The following is a 21,051-nucleotide window of genomic DNA, read 5'->3' as shown; positions in this document are numbered from 1 at the left end:
ACACGGTAATACTTATTTTATGTCAGTGAAGTGCATATAAGGGGCCAGGTCGGTTCCCTTGTATCCGGTTTACCATCATCTCCCTGCCGTAACCTCATTAACCTTCCTTAAAAGTTCCGGCACAGGTGGTGGCCGTAGTATATAAATAATAAAACAATAACCGTCATGACCCTGGCGGTTATTGTAAGGCCGGTATTGGGAGCCGGTGCTCCCCGCTGTCTGCAAAACAGTTGAGAAGGTACCCCCCTTCTGCCTGGTTCAACTCCGGGCCCGGTCTCATTAGTTTACATCTCATCAGTACTGCCAGTGAGGATACAATCTTTTTCTATTAATGTGATTGACATAAATATTTATTTTTTTTACTTTTATTGAAAAATAAATTCTTTTTTCAAGAATATTGATCTTATGATATAAAACAGTTATAATTTTTTAAAAAATTTCATAATGAATACTAGTGTACACCCCTACCGCCGAAGGCGGCGGGGTGTACACTATTTTATATTTTGTTCAAATTTCTATATTTAGGAATAATTACTGAATATAAAAGATAAATACATAACGATTATACATTACAATCAAAATGTAACATGAAATGGAGGTTTTGCTATGTCTTCTATTTCTGTTGAAAGTCTAAACCAGGGTGACATACTCCTCTATCATGGCAAATCATGGATAAGCAAGGCTATTAGATTTTTTGATGGTACTGACTATAATCATGTTTCAATTTATATGGGAGATCATATAGTAGCAGAAGCCCTTGAAAATGGAATAATTACACAACGAATAGACGAAAGCATTAAAAATTCTGAATATGTTAGTGCTAAGCGTTTACACAATTGTCCTCTGAATATGGATCCTGTAATGAATATTGTATCAAGATATGAAGGCAAACGATATGCATATGAGCAATTATTATTATTGGCATTCATTTGTATTTTCAGAAAAGTGAACTTAAATTTTGCCGTTGCACGGTTTATTAAAAAACTTTTAGAAGTTTCAGCATCATTATTAGTAGAGTTTATGAATGCAGATAAACAGGCTTTGATATGTTCTGAATTTGTATTTCGGTGCTATGATGAAGCTATTGAAAATGATGATGATCCATATACAATAGTACTACAGGATATGCATCCCTTATCCATAGCTAAGCTTTCAAAACAAAGAAATACAAAACAACCTGCTCATGTATACCCACCTTCAATATTTTCATACTTTTATTATACTGCTATATATCCTTCTTCCAAAACAAAATCAAAGCATATTATCTCATTTCAACCGGTAGATATCCATACCATTCCTCCATTTAATAAAGATCACATTGAACCACAATCAGAATTATATTATTTATTTGAAGAAGTAAAAAATAATTATCAGGCCCAGGAACAATTAGAAAAGGCATCTTTAGATACACATCTAAAAGATGCTCTGGATATGTTTATTACTGCTCAATATTATACTAATGGTATACAAGCTTCTAATAAAAGCACTTTCAATGATTTTAATTTAGAGATAATTAAATCATTTTATCAAACTAATGCAAATTTTGTCACTCCTGGTGATCTCTTCAGAGCAAAAAATTTAGAATTAATTGGAATTATTAGCTCTGACCCCTTTACCGATAACTATCGCCCACTATAACTTGTAATAAGTACAATACGCTATTGACTTTTATTTAAAAATGATTATATTTGTACTACCATGAAACGCATACTGATTTTTATAGTACTTATAGTAAGCTGTAACTTTCATTACAAGGAACAACCCATGAAAAACGAAAATTTAACACCACAACAATATTATGTATTCAGACAATGCGGCACCGAGCCCCCGTTTAACAATGAGTACTGGAACAATAAAAAGCACGGCATTTACGTTGACATTGTTACCGGCGCAGTGCTTTTTTCCTCAACCAATAAATTTGACTCGGGCACAGGCTGGCCAAGCTTTACACAACCGGTACATCCTGATGCAGTACTTGAGCGCTCTGACACCTCACATGGTATGATACGAACCGAAGTGCGCAGTAAAAGCTCCGACGGGCACTTAGGTCATGTGTTTGACGATGGTCCTGCACCAACGGGACTGCGCTACTGCATTAATTCTGCATCACTACGCTTTATTCCTGTTGAAAAGATGATTGAGGAAGGCTATTTAGATTACATGTATCTTTTTGAAGGAACTCAACTTCCATTTGAACAGGTCATCCTTGGTGGTGGTTGTTTCTGGGGAGTGGAGGCGTACTTTAAAAAAGTTGAAGGTGTTATTGATACTGCCGTTGGCTACAGCGGTGGAACCACACAAAACCCTGATTACAAAGCTGTGTGCAGCGGTACAACTGGCCATGCTGAAACAGTACTGGTAACATTTGACCCTACCATTATTACGTTGGAAAAAATTTTAAAGCATTTTTACGCCATTCACAATCCCTCCACACCAAACCGTCAGGGACCGGATATTGGCTCACAGTACCGTTCAGCAATTTTTTTTATAAGCGATAAGCAGAAGCACACAATTGATGAAATAGTGAGCAAGCTGAAAGCAAAAGGAATTGCCGTAACCACTGAAATTACAAAAGCTAAAAATTTCTATAAAGCTGAAGAATATCATCAGGACTATCTTACAAAAAATCCGGGAGGATACTGCCACATAAATTTAAATAAAATCCATGAGTTCTGATTATTTATTCCTGATACACTATGACATGAATGATTGATTCATGTGAGGCAATATTTTCAATTTTATGCGGGATAAGCGATAGAAAATAGATACTGTCACCCTGCTGTAATGTGACATCATTGGCACCCAATGTTATCTTTATTGCACCTTTTTTCACATGAATGAATTCTTCACCGTTATGAATGGAAAAATCTTTTTTTGTATAATTGCCTTCTAAGGTAATAATGTATGCTTTTACTATAGCTGCCTCATTTACGGTTGCAGCAGAATGGGTAAGAATTCCGGTATGACTGTGATCTTTTGGTCTTTCATTTTTTGACTGTATGATTTCATCTTTCTTTATAACTGTATATCCCCATTCAACGGGACTACCTGCAACAGCCTTTGCCTTTTGCAATGAGCGGGTAAGCTGGTGAATTATTTTTAATGAAGGATACACATGACGTTCTTCTATTTTTTGCAAGAGCTCACTGGTGATACCGGTTATGGCAGCAAGCTGCTGGTAACTTAAATTATTCTGTACTCTAAATTGCTTTAATTTGTCGCTGAGTGATGCATTAGCCGGGATATCTTTATTTTTAAAATATTCTGTAAACCGCTGAAATACTTCGCCACTGTCTGCTTCAGGAATATCATACGAAGAATAAGAGCCCATGGTACTTTCCTTAAAATATATATTCCACTCATTAGGACAAATATAGTATATCCTGAAAAATATCTTCTATCAGATAAAAAATTATTTTACAAGAAATTTTTTTTGACAAATTTGTGTAGCCCCATAGTATCATCATATCATGAAAATTCCTTACTCCATTTTATCGATAACGGAAAAAGCTCTCACCAAATCCATGGATGTCCATACCATGGAACGTATTGTCAAAAGTATCATTCCCAACTATAACCTCCATTCAATCATGGGCTTTTCCGAAAGCATCCCTATCCCTAACAAAGATGCAGCTGCGCAGATTGTACGTGATTTCAGCGAATCAAAGCTCTTTTTTAAGCTGGTACATGCTCTCATGGAAGCACAGGAATACGGCATAATGGGGCGGCGCTACCCTATAGCTCATCTGCATGAAATAGTTGGTGAAATAATAAATTTAGGGTTTATCTATGATAAAAATAACCGTATTTTTATTGAAAACGCAAAAGCCAGAAAAACCCCAAACTGGGGCGTCCTTGAGGAAGATGAAGAATATATTGTTACATTGCTTCGACTGGACATTGCAGCAAACACCCAGCTTGTCCGTAAATATGAATCGCCATTAATTACCCAAACATATAATAGTTTGCGGTCGATAGTTACTGCAACAGTTGAACAACGAAACGGGCGTGTATGGAACTGGGAAGGTGATGGTTGCATTGCTGCTTTTATCTTAGGTAACAGGAACATGTCAGCAGTATGTTCCGCCATTGAGATTTTTCATGAGTTATTTTTATTTAATTATATTGAATCACAATTACCTGAACCCATCAATATACGGGTAGCCATTGATACTGGATATTGCACCTACAAACATTCACCTGAAGAGCTGAAAAAAACCGAACTGGTAACAAAGATACTGGAGCTTGAATCCAAACATACTCCACTTAATTCAATAACCATCACCAATTCAATTTATGCTTCCCTTCATGCTGAAATTGCAAACAAGTTCACAACTACCAGAAGTGGCAATGCAGTGCATTATATTTATACAATACAGTGGGCTACTCCATGAATATCATAATTATATATCAGAAAAAAAACCTGCCAGTTTTACAGAAGGCATTTGCAGCAATTATAAAATCCAAAAAATTTTCAACTGCCTTTGTTGATTATACCGAATCCAAAAAAATACAACCACTGGATAAAAATACCATTTACTACCTGGATATAACCGGTACAAAAAAAGTTGATGCTGAAAAGCAAATTAAAAAGTTTAATGCAGGTGGCAACTACTTTGCAATTATTGACCTTAAAAACAGTTTTACTGATATAGCCTGGTTTTTTCATAATAATGCCTGTGATTATCTTAATAAAGACATGCTTATCAAACCACTGCCTGAAAAACGCATCCAGGCCATAATGAAATTAAAAGGAATTATCCCAAAAGCACAAACTGTACATAATTATATAATAGCAAAAGATTCCTGGAAAGGGATTGTGCCTGACAATGAATATACATTCTGCTTTTTGTTTATTGAAATACTGGATATTGGCGAATTAAAAAAACACATTGGCTCAGAGCATTTAAACCAGAAAATATTTTCTTTTCGTAAGTATGTAGAGGAACTGCTCTATCAGGTTGATGGGCAATGCTGGATGTGGATGGATGCAACCGGATTGTTTATTTTTCCCTTTAACGGCACAACTGTGCCATCAATTTATCATGCAATCCGCCTTATCCTTAACCGTCTTATCATTTCACTGGAACATACTGTTTTCAATCAAATTATACGGTACCGCATAGCCATGCATATTGGTAACACGGTATACCAGCCACGCGGCAAAACTGGTACCATAATTTCTGATTGTATTAATTCGTTATTCCATTTAGGCCAAAAATACACAGGTGAAGATGGTTTGTTTATTACCGAAGATGTGTATATCTTCCTTAATGAAAGAACAAAAAAGCTATTTTTAAAGACAAAACCGTTTGAAGGAAGACAGATTTATACATTTAAATACAAATAAACTACATTGCTGCAAGTTCATACTGGCGCTTTTCCGCTTCCGGATGCTGGCGGTAGATAATTAACACGTTACCAATCATTGTGACCAGACTGCTTCCTGTCTTTTCAACTATTTGCTGTGCCAGTTCACGGCGCTCTTCCTTGCAGTCAATAAATTTGATCTTGATAAGTTCGTGACTGAGCAACACTTCATCAATGGCATTCAGTACAGCCTGAGACAACCCATTTTTACCTATCAACACAACTGGTTTCATACCATGGGCACAGGCTTTTAAATATTTAATCTTTTTGCGGGGAATGCTGTTCATACAATCCTCTGGTATAAAAAAAAATTAATAGTGCACAATCCATTCACACCGCATTTATTTTTTTGTAATTGACATTAATATATAAATATGATAGCCTTTTTGCAAATAAAATTAATTATCATTTTATTGCAATAATTTTTTATTAATTTGCTGTAAAGTCTATTTTAAAGTGAGTTGCCCATGGCATCCGTGCATTCACACAAACTGATGAAACTATTATATGTCGTTTTACCAATCTATTTACCTTATAATAGTATGCAGGCTTTTTTACCCTGTCATTTTTCCAATCAAAGTTATTTCTGTCATTTCAACGAACGAAGCTCTTTCTGTCATTTCGACGAACAAAGTGAGGAGAAATCTTACCATATAAAACAAAGATTTCTCGCTATGTTCGAAATAACAAGAGTAATTCACGAAATGGCATTGACATTCTGTCATTTCGACGAACGAAGCAAGGAGAAATCTTATTTAATTATCTATCGCAATAAATCATAATTCAAAATGGCAATAACAATTCTTTATAAAAGGAGAACACTATGGCAAACATATTAACTGATGACCCTGGTTATACATATCACGAAAAGACACCAAAGATTGATGCAAAAGAATTTCAAAAAGTTATCGATTCCCGAAGGTCTGTCCGTATTTATGAAAAAGAACCAATACCGGAAAAAATTATACAGCAGTGCCTGCACAACGCTTTGCTTGCCCCCAATTCGTCAAACCTTCAGCCATGGGAAATATATCACATCGTTGATCCTGTCATACGCCAGCAACTGAACGAAGCCTGCCTGGGGCAGATTGCTGCCAAAAGTGCTGCCACATTATTTGTAGCTGTAGCACGTACAAACACCTGGCGGCAGCATGCACAGGAAATGGTAAAGCTTTTTGAATCAGTTGGCAATGTTCCAAAGGCTGCTATCTCATATTATAAAAAACTTGTTCCTTTTGTATACAACCAGGGATTTTTAGGCATCTGGGGCATAGTAAAACGTTTGCTATTCTTTATCCGTGGACTTTCAACACCAATAATACGTGAACCGGTATCAAAGTGTCATATTAAGATATGGGCAGTTAAATCTACCGCACTGGCATGCGAAAACCTCATGCTTTCACTCAGAGCATACGGATATGACTCATGCCCCATGGAAGGCTATGACTCAAAACGCATAAAAAAGATTTTAAATCTTCCCAAAGATGCCATAGTTGTGATGGTTATTTCAGCAGGCAAGCGTGCAGTGGGTGGAGTGTATGGACCACGCATTCGCTTTGATGAAAGCAGATTTTTAAAAAAGGTATAGGGTAACTTTATGAACATAGTACAGGAGATAGTAAACGATATACTCATCATAACCATTAATAGACCGGAAGTGAGAAATGCTATTGACCGCCCTACCGCTGAAGAATTAACTGAAGCATTCAGGAAATTTGATGCTGATGACAATGTAAAGGTGGCAATACTTACCGGGGCAGATGGCAATTTTTGTGCAGGTGCTGATTTACTTGCCATTGCCGAGGATGGCCACAGGAAAAATAAGCTTAATCCCGATATGAAAGATGACGGTCCCCTTGGCCCTACACGAATGCTTTTATCCAAGCCGGTAATTGCAGCCATATCAGGGTATGCGGTGGCTGGTGGTCTTGAACTTGCCTGCTGGTGTGACATTCGTATGGCTGATGCAACCGCAAAGTTTGGGGTATTTTGCCGCAGGTTTGGGGTTCCCTTAATTGATGGCGGCACACAACGCTTACCACGGCTTATTGGGTTAAGCAGAGCACTTGACCTTATAATAACTGGAAGGGAAATTAATGCTGAAGAGGCTTATCAGTTTGGACTAGTAAATTACCTTGTCAAAGGCGATATAAAAAAAGAAGCGTTAGCATTAGCACAGAAAATTGCATCATTCCCACAAAATTGTTTACGCAGTGACAGGATGTGCGTATATAAAGGATTCAATATGCCTTTAACCGATGCAATGGAAATGGAATTTGCCACGGGCACTGATGTTATTCGTAGCGGTGAAACGCTAGAAGGTGCACGAAAATTTGCAGCCGATAAAGGCAAAAAACTTTCATAGCATACGCATTTGTTTATGTATACTATTGTTATTCAAGTACTATGGAAAGTTATATTATTCATTTACCAGTATGCCATTAACAAATCGCCCTTTTAACGTTCGGCCATCAGGATACATAATCATTCCCTGCCCTTCCATTCTGTTATCAATAAACTCACCTTCATAGCGGGTACCATCAGGCCATTCAAGTACTCCTTTGCCATTAGCTTTTCCTTTTACCATTGGTCCAGTATATACTTTGCCATCAGCATATTTGTACGTACCATTACCGGTAATATCATCATTGGCAAATTGGCCTTTGTATACACTTCCATCAGGCCATGACATTACTCCATATCCCTGTCGTTTGCCATCAACATAAATCCCTGTATACACACGACCATCCGGCCAGGTAAACGTTCCCTGCCCATTGAATTTGCCGGCCTTAAAACTGCCAGCATATTTAGAGCCATCTTCCCATACATAAACCCCATAGCCTTCATCGCATTTCCCTTCAATGCAGCCCACCTTTTTTTCTGTAGAAGCACATGATACAATAAAAATACCAATAACGGCGATAGTTACACAAATACTAATTTTTTTCATTATTAATTATCCTCCTTTGAAAAGTGACGTTTCATTGCCGTCATTGCCAGGGGGTGTCACAAAAAACACCTCTTTGTAATGACTTTTGCCCTTATGTCATTGCAAAGAGTAAAGAGACGAAGCAACCCCATAGTTGCGAGTGCCGCAGGTGCATGGCAATCTCATCTTCTGGGACATTGAGATTGCTTCACTTCGTTCGCAATGACACATCGGCCAATCCAGTCATTGCGAGCGCTGCAGGCGCGTGGCAATCTCATCCTCTGGGACATTGAGATTGCTTTGCTTCGACAAGCTCAGGGCAAGCGCTTCGACAGGCGGTTACTGAGCTTGTCGAAGTACTCAGCACAGGCGCTACGCTGCAATGACTTTGCAGACGCGTGTCATTTCGAACACCACGACTTGTATTGAGACGGTCTCGTGGAAATCTCATTCATGTCATTTTTTATCGCAATATAATCAGGATGACATTAAGGGTACAGTCATTGCCACTCCCTTTCAGTACCAACAATGACACTGAGCATTCATTACTTAAAATTATAATGCTTGCGTATTGGCTTTTTTACATGCCACCGGCATTTTACACCTTTGGGGAATGTAACAAAATCTCCAGGGCCAAATACAATTTTCTGGCCATCCTCGGTTTCTACCTCAACCTCACCTTCCAGTACATAAAACTGCTCGGTGGTATCATAGTACCAGTCAAAATCAGAAATTTCTTTTTCCCACACCGGCCATGAAAACACACCTTGCTTCTTTAAATCTTCCTGGTTTATTTTTTCAACAGTTACTTTCATAGATACTAACTCCATTTGAAACAGTGTATGCAATTACCATTCAAAGCTTTGTACTATTATTACACCACGCTTCAGTGCTTCATCTATAAAACTTTTTTTTGCATAGTGGGTTACCAAAAGCTGTACTATTGGAATATCGCCATACTCAGATTTAACTGCTGCAACTTTTTCCTCAAGCTCGGAAAATACATCCATTCTCCAGTCAGATTCAATCCGCAACTTTGATTCACCTACTATATATAATTCAAAATTGTCCTTACGTGCTTTGCCAAAGAAGTTTATCTCTTTACCACCTATATCAGCGCGAAGGATTTGCTCTATTATTTCAAAGCCATATTTTTCCTTTAAAACCTTTGGTAGATTTCTGTATGCTTCGTTTTCAAATGCATAGCTAAAACTTCTGGACAACCCGCCTAATTCAATTTTTACCTCTTTAAATTCTATAGCAAGTTTTGCAAGCTCAACTTCGGTTTTTCTTTGGGCTTCAGCTAATTGCTCCATTTTTTGTGATAATGCATCAACCCTTTGTTCTGTTCGTTTCTGTGCTTCGGTTAGCTCAGCTATCCTCTCGTCTGTCCGCTTCTGTGCTTCGGTTAGCTCAGCTATCCTTTCTTCTGTACGCTTTTGCGCTTCAGCTAATTGCTCCACTTTTTGCGATAATGCATCAACTCTTTGTTCTGTTCGTTTCTGCGCTTCGCTTAGTTCGGCTATCCTTTCATCTGTCCGCTTCTGTGCTTCGGTTAGTTCAGCTATTCTTTCTTCTGTACGCTTTTGCGCTTCTATCAGTTCAGCAACCTTTTGTTCTGTGCGTTTCTGAGCATCTACCAATTCACTTTGAGCTATGGCAATTTCTTTCACAATGGACTTTAACTCAGAAAAGTCTTCTTTTGTGACATGGGCTTCTTTAATTCGTTTGTCAATAAGGGTAACAATCTGACGCTTTACCTCAGGTGACAACACACTTCGTGATCCTGGCATACCAATCTCCTTCTTTTTTATGTTTTTCTTTGATGTATTTTTATCAGTCATATATAATACTATATAAATGTAAATAATAATTTTCAACTAAAATATTCCATTACCATTGTAAATTCTACCTGCTTATTACTCTTGCGTCATCACACATTTTTCCTTTAACCGATAACTATCGCAAATATTATGCTCTGACCCCTTCATTATTTCGTAAACCGATAACTATCGCAACTATTTTTTGGTACAAACCAGATCAATTATTTTTACCACCTAGTTATTGTATACTTATGCTCTGACCCCTTATCCAGTAACTATCGACCAAAATTTTTTAAGAGCTGGTGGAATTTTTGTTGCCGATATTTAAGTATTTTATTATATTCTTAATAGATATTTTATTACGGAGGAAGATACTGATGGCAAACATTCAGGAAGTAAGTGATGCTACATTTGATGCTGCAGTGTTACAATCGCAGGGAAAAGTTCTTGTTGATTTCTGGGCACCATGGTGTGGCCCATGCAGATTACAAACACCAATACTTGAAAAATTAGCATCCAATGGAATTAATGCAAAAATCGTAAAGTGCAATACTGATGTTAATCCCGGTATAGCACGTAAATTTGGCATAAGCGCCATACCAACATTGATATTATTTGAAAACGGTAAAGAAATTGACCGTATGATTGGCGTACAGCCTGAAGAAGTCCTCAAACGCAGGCTCCAATAACCCACTCCACCCTTTCAAACGGCTGGCGCAAACCAGCCGTTTATTTTATATACCAGTAAGCCCTTGAATTATGATGAAAAATCCCAAGCGGGTAGCCCATAACCTTGCTTAAAAGTACTTCATCCTCAAGCACCCCGCGATCACCTGCATACACACACTGCCCATTTGCAAGAAGCATCACACGGTTAATCCACGGCATAATCTCGTCAACATGATGTGTTACATATATAATGTGTTTATTCATAACAACAAGGTCAGTAAGTTTATGGAGAAACTCCTCGCGCGAGCGGATATCAAGCCCATTACATGGCTCATCTAAAATGAGAATATCGGGGTCATATACAATAGCTCTGCCAATCAACACGCGCTTCTGCTCACCATACGAAAGTTTGCCAAAGGGCGTTTGTGCATAGTGCACCAGTCCCAGTGTTTTTAAAATGTTTTCAGCTTTTTGTAATATGGTGGGCGATAGTTCCTGATATAACCCTAAACTGCTATAAAAACCTGATGCCACAACCTCAACTGCTTTAGTCGTTGCAGGATAAGCATATTGCAGATAATCGCTTACGATGCCAATATGCTTGCGAACATCCCACACATTGACTTCACCCAATTTCTTTCCTGCAATAACTACATCGCCCTCGGAAGGGAATACCAGTGTGGCGATAATATTCATCAAAAACGATTTTCCCGAACCATTGGGGCCAAGCACAGCCCACTGTTCCCCACGGTTGATAGTAAGATTAATGTTTTTCAGAATGGTAACGGAATTGCGCCACAGCGATACGTTATGTAAATGTAAAAGCTCCATAGTATATGAATTAGCATATAATCTATGGAGCTTCTAAATATTTACTATTGTTTTAAAGCGTTGGGATATTTTTTACTCTATCCTCTTTTATCTTCTGTTCTTTGGCTTCTTTTTCACGCTTTGCCTTTTCTTTCTCAAGCCTTTCCTGTTCTAATTTTTGTGCCATCATTTTTTCCTGGCGCTCTTTTTCCAGTTTCAATTGCATTGCTTTTTCAGCTTTTTCTTTCTTTAATTTTTCTTCTTCCTCACGTTTTTTGGCTTCTTTATCCTCTTCAACCACCTTGCTTATTTCCTGCTTTACTTCTTCATGGACTACAGCAACGACGGGAATATCTTTTACTTCCTGCTTTATTTCTTTTATTGTTTCCTTTGGAGTTTCAACGGGCTTGATGGTTTCTTTTATTTCTTCAACTATTTTCTGTGCATCCTGCTTGGGTATTTGTGCTTTCTGTTCTTCAATTTTTTGCACTATGGTTTCAACTGTTTTGGTATCCAGCGCAACTGTCTGGTTTTCCTCAACTACTACTTCAACATCCTCCACCACTGTATTATTGCTAACAGGCTTAACCATTACTTTACCGGTAACAACATCAACGCTGGCACCTTCTTTGCTTGCAACCATCCTGAACGATGTCCCACGAACAGCAGCTATCACCGTTTTTGATTTGAAGGCAAAATTATCACCTTTCTTCAACTTCCCTAAGGTAGCAAATGTCTTGCCTGTATCTACAGTAAGAACAACATCATCATTATCCCCTTTCATCAGGGATTCAATCTTAACAGTTGTATTTTCATTTATTCTGATTATACCAGCATTGCGATAAATCAAATCAACAATTGCCCCTTTTCCTGTAATAACAACATCATTCAAGGATACTATCTGGCCAATTTCTGGCACGCGGGTAGTATCCTGCATCTGTACAGTTACATCACCAAAAATTGACTGAATTTTTAATAATTCCTGCTTGGTTTCTTTGGTGCAGGAAAAGAAAAATACCAAACTTACACATACTATTAGTAATAATTTAAGTTTTCTCATAATTAAACTCCATTCTTATTAATATTACTATTGCTGCCTGCAACCTTATTAGATGAAACTATCGATTCGTAAAAATTTTCTATCTTACCCCTTTTTCTAAATATTAAAATACTTACAACACAGGGTTCCATCTTTTTATGAGATAAGCTATTGTAATAGTAAAGCAAGAGTTTTTCTATCTCATCATAAAGGCATATATAGTACTACATAAAATGTAAAAAGTGTAAAGAAAAAAAATAATACTCCAATAAAATCATATATATTGCAGTATTGAGTACGAGATAGTTACTAGTAAACTTTTTTTGGATGTTCCCTTGCGGAGTACATTATATATGATAAAACCGCTTTCTTTTTATTTTATTGCATCCATAACGATGAAAGCGGTTTTGAGGCGTACCCGCAATTATGAAAAATTTTTCATAAATAATGCTTGCGTTTTATCCTATTTTTTAGTAGTATATTTTTTAAAAAGAATACAGAGATAATTTCGGAGGAATACGATGGAAATTGAAACCACAACCTGCCTTTCTTTTGAACATTACGAGCTTATTCAATCACTATCACAACAATATGGTATGTCTATGCGATCGTTTTTATCAACCCTGATTGGTTTTGCTGCTGAAATAGATTTGATGCCACCCACAACATTTAAACGTCTTACATATAGAAATCGCGGAACAACCTGGAAACGACTTCATTTAATGCTTTTTGCTGACGAATATGAATTTTTTATGGATATACGTAAGGTGTGGAAGATGTCTTTGGCTAGGGTTATTGAATATTGTCTTAACAATATATTAGATGAGTTTTTGCGTTTTTTAGATAGTAAAATTGTGGAAGAAGATTATTATACCGATAGTTATCGGTACAGGAACTATTGTTTTGAATTTTATAGAGAAGAAAATATCCAAACTGGAAAATTTTACTGGGGAATACACCCCGAAATAATACAAAAAACAAAAAGTAAAACTCCCTAAATTGAAATATTTGAGAAAAATAGCCATAATTCAAGCATATATAACAGTATCAGATTTTTTTCAATTGACTTTATAAAAATCAAAAATATCCTGCATCATTAAAATTTTTTGATATATTTGGTATTGATAAAATATACAAAATATCAGATTGACTGTTATGAATGAACAAATTTCAATCAATGACACTAAAATTGATTCATTGGGTGAATGTATTTATACATCCCCTTTAAAAATATCAAAGTTTATTGATGACTCACAGCGCATTGCCATTGACATTGAAGCTCACCTGTTAGAGCAATCGTTTCGTAACACAGGAACTATCGCCTCATTTGAAAATGCAGGGCCACGTAAAAAAATATTTTTCAATCCCGAAACTACCAAAGCAGCCATTGTCACCTGCGGAGGGCTTTGCCCTGGAATAAATAACGTCATTCAGGGAATTGTGCGCATGCTTAATTTCCAGTACGGTGTTAAAACAATTTATGGCGTGCGGTATGGATTTGAAGGCCTGGTTAAGCGCTATGGCCATTCTTTTATTGAACTTACCCCTGCATTTGTCCATGACCTCCATGAAAAGGGCGGCACGGTGTTAGGTTCTTCACGTGGACATCAGGATGAAAAGGAGATAGTTGCCACGCTGATAGAACATGGTATCAACATATTGTTTATCATTGGCGGTGATGGTTCATTGCGCGGTGCGTATGATATTTATCAGGAGGTTAAACGGCAAAAGCTTCCCATTGCGATAGTTGGCATCCCAAAAACTATCGATAACGATATATGGTTTGTAGATAAAACCTTTGGATTCTCTACCGCAGTGTCCACTGCTGCACAGGCTATTTATGCTGCTCATTCTGAAGCCATTGGTGCAAAAAATGGCATTGGTATTGTGCGCGTCATGGGGCGCGATGCAGGATACATTGCAGCATACGTTACCTTAGCTTCAAATGAGGTCAACTACTGCCTTGTACCGGAAGTTCACTTTGACTTAGAGGGGCCATATGGTTTTTTAACGCACTTGGAAAAGCGCCTGTATGCTGCATCTCATGCTGTCATTGTTGTTTCTGAAGGTGCCGGTCAGGAGTACTTCACCAGACCAAAGGAGACTGATGCTTCAGGAAATATCAAATATGGCGATATTGGACTTCTTTTAAAAGATAAAATTACTGAATACTGCAAACAACGACAAATCCCGGTAACTATAAAATATATTGACACAAGCTATTTAGTGCGAAGTGTTCCTGCATCAAGCGATGATGCAGTATACTGCATCATGCTTGCACAGAACGCTGTGCATGGCGCCATGGCAGGGAAAACCGGTTTTGTGGTAGGAAGCTGGCACTCATATTATACCTATATTCCTTTGTCGTTGGTTACTAAAAAACGAAAGCGCATTGACCCCAATGGTTACCTTTGGTCAATGGTGAAGCAGAGCACCTGTCAGCCCGATTTTTATTCACCGCAATAATGATTATAAAAATACAAAGCTACTGTTTTTTTATTTGCATTATTTACCTAAATATTTTATTTTTCACACGAAAATTACAAATAATTCGAATACAATCAATTTTGCGATATGACTACTAATGATATGGATCAACTGTATAGAATAAAGCAACTGTATGCAAATGTAGGGAAGCTTATCGTTTCATCACTTGAACTTGAACATATCCTTGAAGGTATTATGGAAGAAGTGCATACCTACTTTGCGCCACAAAACTGGAGCCTGCTACGCTACGATCCTAATTCTGAGGAATTATACTTTGTCATTTCACATGGCATTGACTTTGACAGTGTGAAAAACATTCGCCTTAAAAAAGGCGAAGGGGTTGCAGGGTATGTAGTGGAAACTAAAAAACCCGTCTTTGTGCCCGACACCAGCATTGATACCCGCTTCAGTGACAAAATTGACCGCATTACTGGTTTTTCCACAAAATCCGTTATGGCTGTGCCGTTAATATTTCGTGACACCATCTATGGAGTCATTGAACTTATCAACAGGGCTCAAGGGGGGATATTTTCTTCTGACGACTATCTAATATTACAGACTATAGCTGATTTCAGCGCTATCGCCTTTGCTAATTCACTGCTTTATGAAAAGGCAACAACTATTACAGTGCTTGATCCATTAACCGGCCTGTTCAACTCAAAAAAACTTACTGACCTGATTACTATATGGTCCAAAGAAGCAGCGCATCTTCGCCGTGAGGATACCACAAATATCATTGCCGTACTGCTCCTTGACATTAAAGGTTTGAATGATGTCAACAACATTGGTGGGCACCGCGAAGGTGACCGCATTTTAAAACAGGTATCACGGCTTTTAAAAACCAGTCTCCGGGAAAATGACATGATATTCCGTACAGGCGGCGATATGTTTTTGGCCATTATAAATTGTGACAACTATTTTGACTTGAAGTCGCTTGTGGAACGCATCATCCAGAAAGCAAACAATATTACCCTGCCTGACCATCCAGAACTTCGAATAACAATTCAGCACGGGCTTGCCATTGGCACACGCAACCGTATCCAGGAGCTAATTGAAGAAGCTCATCACCAAAAGGGATAGTTATTTATTCCTGAGTTTGCCAAAAAAATCCTGTAACAGCTTTTTACACTCTATTTCCTTTATCCCAAACACAATTTCAGGTGTATGGTTTAACTGACTGCTACCACACACAGTAAGCACCGTGCCACATGCCCCAAAACGGTTATCACGCGTGCCAATAATTAGCCTTTCAATTCGTGCATGTACGATAGCGCCAGCGCACATTGCACACGGCTCTTTTGTAACATACATACTGCAGCCGGTAAGACGCTCATTGTGCAAATAGCCTGCCGCGTCCTTGATGGCTAATATTTCTGCATGTGCCGTGGGGTCAGAGCATTGCCGCGTTTTGTTATGTGCTCGGGCAATGACTGTATCACCCTGAACGATAACTGCACCCACTGGAATTTCATCTTCATGTGCCGCCAGTTTTGCTTCTTCAAAGGCAATGTCCATATATATCGTGTCATCTGTCATACTGTTTTTAAGGATTATACAACACAATGGTGTTGGCAACAACAAAATGGGTTAAAATTACATTGGCCTTCAATACTATAATAATGCCACCCCCTCCGGGGGTTTGGTTGGGTGGTAATATGTTCTCTCTACAATAATAATGTCATTCCCTCTGGGGATTTTATATGGTGGTATACCGTTTGATTACAATAATGTCACCCCCTCCGGGGGTTTGATGGGTGGTAATATGTTCTCTTTGCAATAATAATGTCATCCCCTCCGGGGATTTGTCAAATGCGGTTATTGAGCTTCTCGAAATGCGGTCACAAATAAAAAGGGGAGTCCCCAAAGACACCTCATTGCAGTTACTTTGCACCCGTGCCATTGCGTTCCCCATGTTTTGTTTTGAGACGGCCCCTTTGTTATAAATTTACACAATGCTTGCATCATTTACTTCAACACCTGAAACAACCCTATAATTACTCCTATTATGGTTATTGTTTGTGTTAACAACAACCCTATTAGCCATTTTAACAGGCTCACCTTTGTTTGTTGTATTTCTACCTTCAATTCAGCTCGTACCTGCTCTATCTCTTTTGTTAGCTTCATCTCTGTTTCCTTCATCTCAGCTCGTACCTGCTCTATCTCTTTTGTTAGCTTAAGCTCCACCTCTTTTATTTCCGCACGTGTCAGCTCTATCTCTTTTACAAGCTTAAGTTCCTGCACATGTAAATCCTGCCGGGTTGCTACCTGATTGTTGTTTATTGCTTCTTCCACCTTTTCTATAAATTCGGCCAATACCTTTGCTTTTACCTCATCGTCTTTGAATGCCTCATATACCTTTATTGCAAATCCCATTGTAATATAACCTTCCCTCTATTTTTTTTACTCCTACTCATCTTAAACATATTGCTTATATATATTTTTTCAAGCAATTTTTACAATAAATTTCCATAATAATGTCACCTTCCATAATAATGTCATCCCCTGCGGAGATTATTTGGTCTGTCACCCCCGCTGGGGGTTTGGTTAAATCCGGTCACTTCGATACAATTGCTTCGCATGCACTCTGTGACCGGGCTTCGAGAACATCAGCCACCTGGCGGTCGTCCAGTAGCCCACAAGGGCGTATCGAGACGCGGTCGTCGAGTGATTGCGACAGCAATCGTATCGAGACGACCGCCTAAGTGCGAATAGAAAAAACAGAGTTTTAACACCCTATTTTGTGTTAATTTATACAACACTATGTTATAAATCTAAGATTGCAAAAAATATAAGTAATGATTAGAAATTTTTTAATTCATATTTTTCACATAAACGTTATTGTCATTTTACACCTATTAAAAAAATGTCATCATTACATAGATTAACAATGTATTCTTTTTATAATTAAAAATCAAACATTAAGCTTTTAAGTATAATTTAAATATACAAAATTTTTATTTAATTATATTATAAAATTCTTGACATTAAAAATACTGTACGCTATGTTGAAATTGATTAGCAGTTTATTAAATTAATAATAATCAATTTATATTATTCTCGTGAGAGGAGGTTTTATGAAAACCAGCTTTAAACTTTTCTCAGCTGTAGCCATTTTCTTGTTTTTGGCTACCAGTGCATTTGCTACTAATGGTATGCGAATGATTGGATTTGGACCTATACAGCGTTCTATGGGTGGTATTGGCGTTGCATCCCCGTTTGATGCAGCAGTAATAATTACTAATCCTGCTGGCATTGCAGATTTAAAGGGACGTATTGATTTTGGTGCAACATACTTTACGCCATCGGTTGAACATAAGGGGACAGGTGCTTTTTTACAACAAAATACTACTTTTGAATCTGACAGGGGTGCGTCACCTGTGCCTGCTTTTGGTTTAGTTATACCTTTAAGTAGCAATATAAATTTTGGTATTGGCGCATACGGCGTATCTGGTATGGGTGTTGATTATGAAAATAATGTGTATAATAGTATCTTAAGTACATCATACAGCCAGATGCGATTTGCCCCGGGACTATCATACAAAATCAATGATATGATCTCTGTTGGTGTGGTGGTAAATGTCATGTATGCAACAATGGAATTTTCAGCAGCAACTGCTATGGGACAGGAAGCTCATATGAATGCAGCATCTTTTGGCTATGGTGCAACAATAGGTATACTAGTTAAACCGATTGATATGCTGCATGTGGGTGTTGCATATGAAACTAAAAGCAAATTCCAGGATTTTGAATTTAATACTAATGCAGGTGTAGACAAATTAGAATTTAATCAACCGCAGAACGTTACCGCTGGAATATCTGTAATGCCTCTTTCAGGCCTTATTCTGGCTTTTGAAGTTCAGTGGATACAGTGGTCAGATACTAATGGTAAAAATTTACCAGAATTTACAGAAAATAGCAGTAGTGCCAATCCCTGGAACTTAAATTGGGATAATCAAATTGTATATAAAGTTGGCGTTCAGTATGCTCTGACACCAATGGTATTTGTGCGTGCAGGTTTTAACTACGGAAAAATGCCTCTGGACAAAAACAGAGCTTTTGAAAATGTTGCATTCCCAGCAGTTGCCGAATATCATTATACCGCAGGTATTGGGATAGCAGTAAACAACAACCTAACACTTAATATTGGCGGCATGTATTCTCCAGAAGCATCAATAAAAGGAAGCAATGCATCTCAATTTATTTCCTCTTATGAAACAAAGATGTCTCAATACTCGGTTGAGATGGGAATTGCTTATGTGTTTTAGTAGCAAAATTTATGTATAATTTATGATAAAAAAGCACCCGGAAGGGTGCTTTTTTGTATCCTAAAAATATCATTTAAAAAATAATTATACTCGCTATCTTTCACTTAAGTAATGTCAGAAAAAATTTTTTTATTACTGAATTTGTATAGTATACTTTATATATACAAATTCTTCTGGCTTTTATTATGAGTGCTGTCTTGCGGTCGTTTCGATACATGAGCTTCGCTCATTACTCAACGACCGTTCACTGGGAACCGGTCATCGAGTGCCCGCGCTTCGATATGTGCGCTTCGCGCACTACTCAGCGGCCGCGAAGCGAGGAATGTATCGAGATGCGGTCATCGAGTGCCCGCGCTTCGATATGTGCGCACAGCGCACTACTCAGCGGCCGCGTATCGAGATGACCGTTTACTCAACGTCCTGCCTCGATACGGTCGTTTCGATACGATTGCTTCGCAATCACTCAACGACCGTGCAGTGGGAACCGGTCATCGAGTGTTCCGCGCTTCGATACGTGCGCGGAGTGCAATACTCAGCGATCGTGTATCGAGATGACCGTGTTGCGACAAAAAAAACGGGGTGTTGCCACCCCGTTTTGTGCTTAATATTAATTATTTATTCTTAGAGTGCCATTATATAATATGACACACCAAAACGTACTAATTGTTGACTCAGATTAACAGGATAAGCAACTTTATTAGACCCAAATGCATTGATACCACCAGCAGAGTCAAGTGTTTGCACATCACTCATACCTCCTGCAACCTGAGCATCTAGTTCAATAAATACAGAAAGATTTTCATATACTAATGTGCTCGCACCAACAGTCCAGTTGAATCCTATTCCAGATGCTTTAAACTCAACATCTTCATCTCCAGCTGCAGCAACACCAGTATACACTGCCGGAGCCTTTACTTCAATTGACCAACCTCCAGTATAATAAGTTAATCCCAAACCGGCATAAATATTAAACTTTTCAGATACTGGAACATTAATTCCAATTGTTAAAGGTATATACAACGCACTATAATCCCATTTCTGGGTAACTTTTGAACCTGTAGGTATACCAGCTGCATCAAAATTATTTAACGTTAGTGTAGAATCACCACCAAGAACCTTCATGTCATATGCAACACCTAAACGTACGAAGAAAGCATTCATAAAATCATATCTTGCTCTCAATGCTGTTGAAAGTCCTTGCATACCACCATTAGTGTCCGCTTTAACAGTCTGTGCACCAGGCAAACCATTTGACAAGTCTGAAACCTTTTCCAATGACAGCATAACATTTTCAGCCATTATAGCATCACCTGTTAATAAAGTATTTCCAGCTCCAGCTTCGCCATCTTTAACGATAGTTTTGGTCATATCAGCACCATTAAAGTTCCAGGCAAACCCTAAATCAACGGATAGTCCGTCTTTTGCCATTGCCATGCTGCCAAAGCTTAGTGCCACAGCCATGGCCAACATTACTACTAAGAATTTCTTCATACTGTTACTCCTCCTTTTAAAATATTTTTAAAATTTTAATTAAGACACAATACATTGTGTCTTTTATATTCCCAGCCCCCTATTCAAGGGCATTTTTGGGCTTTTGGTTAACTGATTTTAGCAAACTAATGATAAAACGCGTACCTCCTTTTTTTATATTACATAGTA

General features: G+C 38.0%; 21 protein-coding genes. 11 read left to right on the top strand and 10 right to left on the bottom strand.

Features of this window, described 5'->3' with window-relative positions:
• Window positions 1-606 precede the first annotated feature (606 nt).
• Together AB1444_12260 and AB1444_12255 are read left to right on the top strand one after the other, a co-directional pair.
• On the top strand, window positions 607-1,638 hold the full coding sequence (locus tag AB1444_12260; protein ID MEW6527423.1) for a hypothetical protein: 1,032 nt from the start codon (window positions 607-609) through the stop codon (window positions 1,636-1,638).
• 126 nt (window positions 1,639-1,764) lie between these two features.
• Entirely contained in the window at window positions 1,765-2,676 is a 912-nt protein-coding gene (locus AB1444_12255) for a bifunctional methionine sulfoxide reductase B/A protein (GenBank protein MEW6527422.1), read from the top strand.
• A 4-nt stretch (window positions 2,677-2,680) separates the two neighbouring features.
• Here the strand turns inward: AB1444_12255 and AB1444_12250 are convergent, their stop codons facing one another.
• A complete protein-coding gene (locus AB1444_12250) occupies window positions 2,681-3,331 on the bottom strand; it encodes an XRE family transcriptional regulator (GenBank protein ID MEW6527421.1) in 651 nt (216 codons plus the stop codon).
• 208 nt (window positions 3,332-3,539) lie between these two features.
• Between AB1444_12250 and AB1444_12245 the strand changes: the two genes are divergently transcribed.
• Together AB1444_12245 and AB1444_12240 are read left to right on the top strand one after the other, a co-directional pair.
• Window positions 3,540-4,394, top strand: a complete 855-nt coding sequence (locus AB1444_12245; protein MEW6527420.1) for a hypothetical protein — start codon at window positions 3,540-3,542, stop codon at window positions 4,392-4,394.
• Window positions 4,391-5,350 carry a hypothetical protein gene (locus tag AB1444_12240; protein ID MEW6527419.1) on the top strand — a complete coding sequence of 320 codons (960 nt, stop codon included), beginning with the start codon at window positions 4,391-4,393 and terminating at the stop codon, window positions 5,348-5,350. The genes AB1444_12245 and AB1444_12240 overlap by 4 nt, the downstream gene beginning before the upstream one ends.
• Window position 5,351: 1 nt before the next feature.
• On the opposite strand, the gene AB1444_12235 is transcribed toward AB1444_12240, so the two are convergent.
• Complete coding sequence (locus AB1444_12235; protein MEW6527418.1) at window positions 5,352-5,657, bottom strand: YhbY family RNA-binding protein; 306 nt, start codon at window positions 5,655-5,657, stop codon at window positions 5,352-5,354.
• 536 nt (window positions 5,658-6,193) lie between these two features.
• Between AB1444_12235 and AB1444_12230 the strand changes: the two genes are divergently transcribed.
• Both AB1444_12230 and AB1444_12225 read left to right on the top strand, forming a co-directional pair.
• Window positions 6,194-6,958, top strand: a complete 765-nt coding sequence (locus tag AB1444_12230) for a nitroreductase family protein (GenBank protein ID MEW6527417.1) — start codon at window positions 6,194-6,196, stop codon at window positions 6,956-6,958.
• A 9-nt stretch (window positions 6,959-6,967) separates the two neighbouring features.
• On the top strand, window positions 6,968-7,735 hold the full coding sequence (locus AB1444_12225) for a crotonase/enoyl-CoA hydratase family protein (GenBank protein MEW6527416.1): 768 nt from the start codon (window positions 6,968-6,970) through the stop codon (window positions 7,733-7,735).
• Between the two features lie 54 nt (window positions 7,736-7,789).
• Here AB1444_12225 and AB1444_12220 read toward each other — a convergent pair whose 3' ends face one another.
• The 3 genes from AB1444_12220 to AB1444_12210 all read right to left on the bottom strand — a co-directional run bounded on the left by AB1444_12220 (window position 7,790) and on the right by AB1444_12210 (window position 10,092).
• On the bottom strand, window positions 7,790-8,320 hold the full coding sequence (locus tag AB1444_12220) for a hypothetical protein (GenBank protein MEW6527415.1): 531 nt from the start codon (window positions 8,318-8,320) through the stop codon (window positions 7,790-7,792).
• Window positions 8,321-8,844: 524 nt separating this feature from the next.
• Window positions 8,845-9,114 (bottom strand): cupin domain-containing protein, encoded by a 270-nt coding sequence (locus AB1444_12215; protein ID MEW6527414.1) that lies wholly within the window; start codon window positions 9,112-9,114, stop codon window positions 8,845-8,847.
• A 33-nt stretch (window positions 9,115-9,147) separates the two neighbouring features.
• On the bottom strand, window positions 9,148-10,092 hold the full coding sequence (locus AB1444_12210) for a hypothetical protein (protein ID MEW6527413.1): 945 nt from the start codon (window positions 10,090-10,092) through the stop codon (window positions 9,148-9,150).
• 407 nt (window positions 10,093-10,499) lie between these two features.
• Here AB1444_12210 and trxA point away from each other — a divergent pair, with 407 nt between their 5' ends.
• Window positions 10,500-10,811, top strand: coding sequence for a thioredoxin (gene trxA, locus AB1444_12205; protein MEW6527412.1), 312 nt, complete (start codon window positions 10,500-10,502; stop codon window positions 10,809-10,811).
• Window positions 10,812-10,851: 40 nt separating this feature from the next.
• Here the strand turns inward: trxA and AB1444_12200 are convergent, their stop codons facing one another.
• Together AB1444_12200 and AB1444_12195 are read right to left on the bottom strand one after the other, a co-directional pair.
• Window positions 10,852-11,622 (bottom strand): ATP-binding cassette domain-containing protein, encoded by a 771-nt coding sequence (locus tag AB1444_12200; protein ID MEW6527411.1) that lies wholly within the window; start codon window positions 11,620-11,622, stop codon window positions 10,852-10,854.
• Window positions 11,623-11,674: 52 nt separating this feature from the next.
• On the bottom strand, window positions 11,675-12,661 hold the full coding sequence (locus AB1444_12195) for a FecR domain-containing protein (GenBank protein MEW6527410.1): 987 nt from the start codon (window positions 12,659-12,661) through the stop codon (window positions 11,675-11,677).
• A 500-nt stretch (window positions 12,662-13,161) separates the two neighbouring features.
• Here AB1444_12195 and AB1444_12190 point away from each other — a divergent pair, with 500 nt between their 5' ends.
• The 3 genes from AB1444_12190 (at window position 13,162) to AB1444_12180 (ending at window position 16,207) form a co-directional block, all read left to right on the top strand.
• The gene (locus AB1444_12190) at window positions 13,162-13,638 is read left to right on the top strand and encodes a hypothetical protein (GenBank protein ID MEW6527409.1); all 477 of its coding nucleotides are present in this window, start codon (window positions 13,162-13,164) and stop codon (window positions 13,636-13,638) included.
• 157 nt (window positions 13,639-13,795) lie between these two features.
• A complete protein-coding gene (locus AB1444_12185) occupies window positions 13,796-15,106 on the top strand; it encodes an ATP-dependent 6-phosphofructokinase (protein ID MEW6527408.1) in 1,311 nt (436 codons plus the stop codon).
• Between the two features lie 108 nt (window positions 15,107-15,214).
• Window positions 15,215-16,207, top strand: coding sequence for a sensor domain-containing diguanylate cyclase (locus tag AB1444_12180; GenBank protein ID MEW6527407.1), 993 nt, complete (start codon window positions 15,215-15,217; stop codon window positions 16,205-16,207).
• On the opposite strand, the gene AB1444_12175 is transcribed toward AB1444_12180, so the two are convergent.
• Both AB1444_12175 and AB1444_12170 read right to left on the bottom strand, forming a co-directional pair.
• Window positions 16,208-16,663 carry a nucleoside deaminase gene (locus AB1444_12175; protein ID MEW6527406.1) on the bottom strand — a complete coding sequence of 152 codons (456 nt, stop codon included), beginning with the start codon at window positions 16,661-16,663 and terminating at the stop codon, window positions 16,208-16,210.
• Window positions 16,664-17,092: 429 nt separating this feature from the next.
• Window positions 17,093-17,500 carry a hypothetical protein gene (locus tag AB1444_12170; protein MEW6527405.1) on the bottom strand — a complete coding sequence of 136 codons (408 nt, stop codon included), beginning with the start codon at window positions 17,498-17,500 and terminating at the stop codon, window positions 17,093-17,095.
• 701 nt (window positions 17,501-18,201) lie between these two features.
• On the opposite strand from AB1444_12170, the gene AB1444_12165 reads away from it, so the two are divergent.
• Window positions 18,202-19,392, top strand: a complete 1,191-nt coding sequence (locus tag AB1444_12165) for an outer membrane protein transport protein (protein ID MEW6527404.1) — start codon at window positions 18,202-18,204, stop codon at window positions 19,390-19,392.
• A gap of 621 nt (window positions 19,393-20,013) precedes the next feature.
• On the opposite strand, the gene AB1444_12160 is transcribed toward AB1444_12165, so the two are convergent.
• Window positions 20,014-20,883 (bottom strand): porin OmpL1, encoded by an 870-nt coding sequence (locus tag AB1444_12160; GenBank protein ID MEW6527403.1) that lies wholly within the window; start codon window positions 20,881-20,883, stop codon window positions 20,014-20,016.
• Between the last annotated feature and the right edge of the window lie 168 nt (window positions 20,884-21,051).

Source organism: Spirochaetota bacterium, from assembly GCA_040756435.1.
In the GTDB taxonomy this organism is placed as follows: Bacteria; Spirochaetota; UBA4802; order UBA4802; family UB4802; genus UBA4802.
Note: the sequence above shows the minus strand (reverse complement) of the source record. Positions and strands in the feature narration are given on the sequence as shown.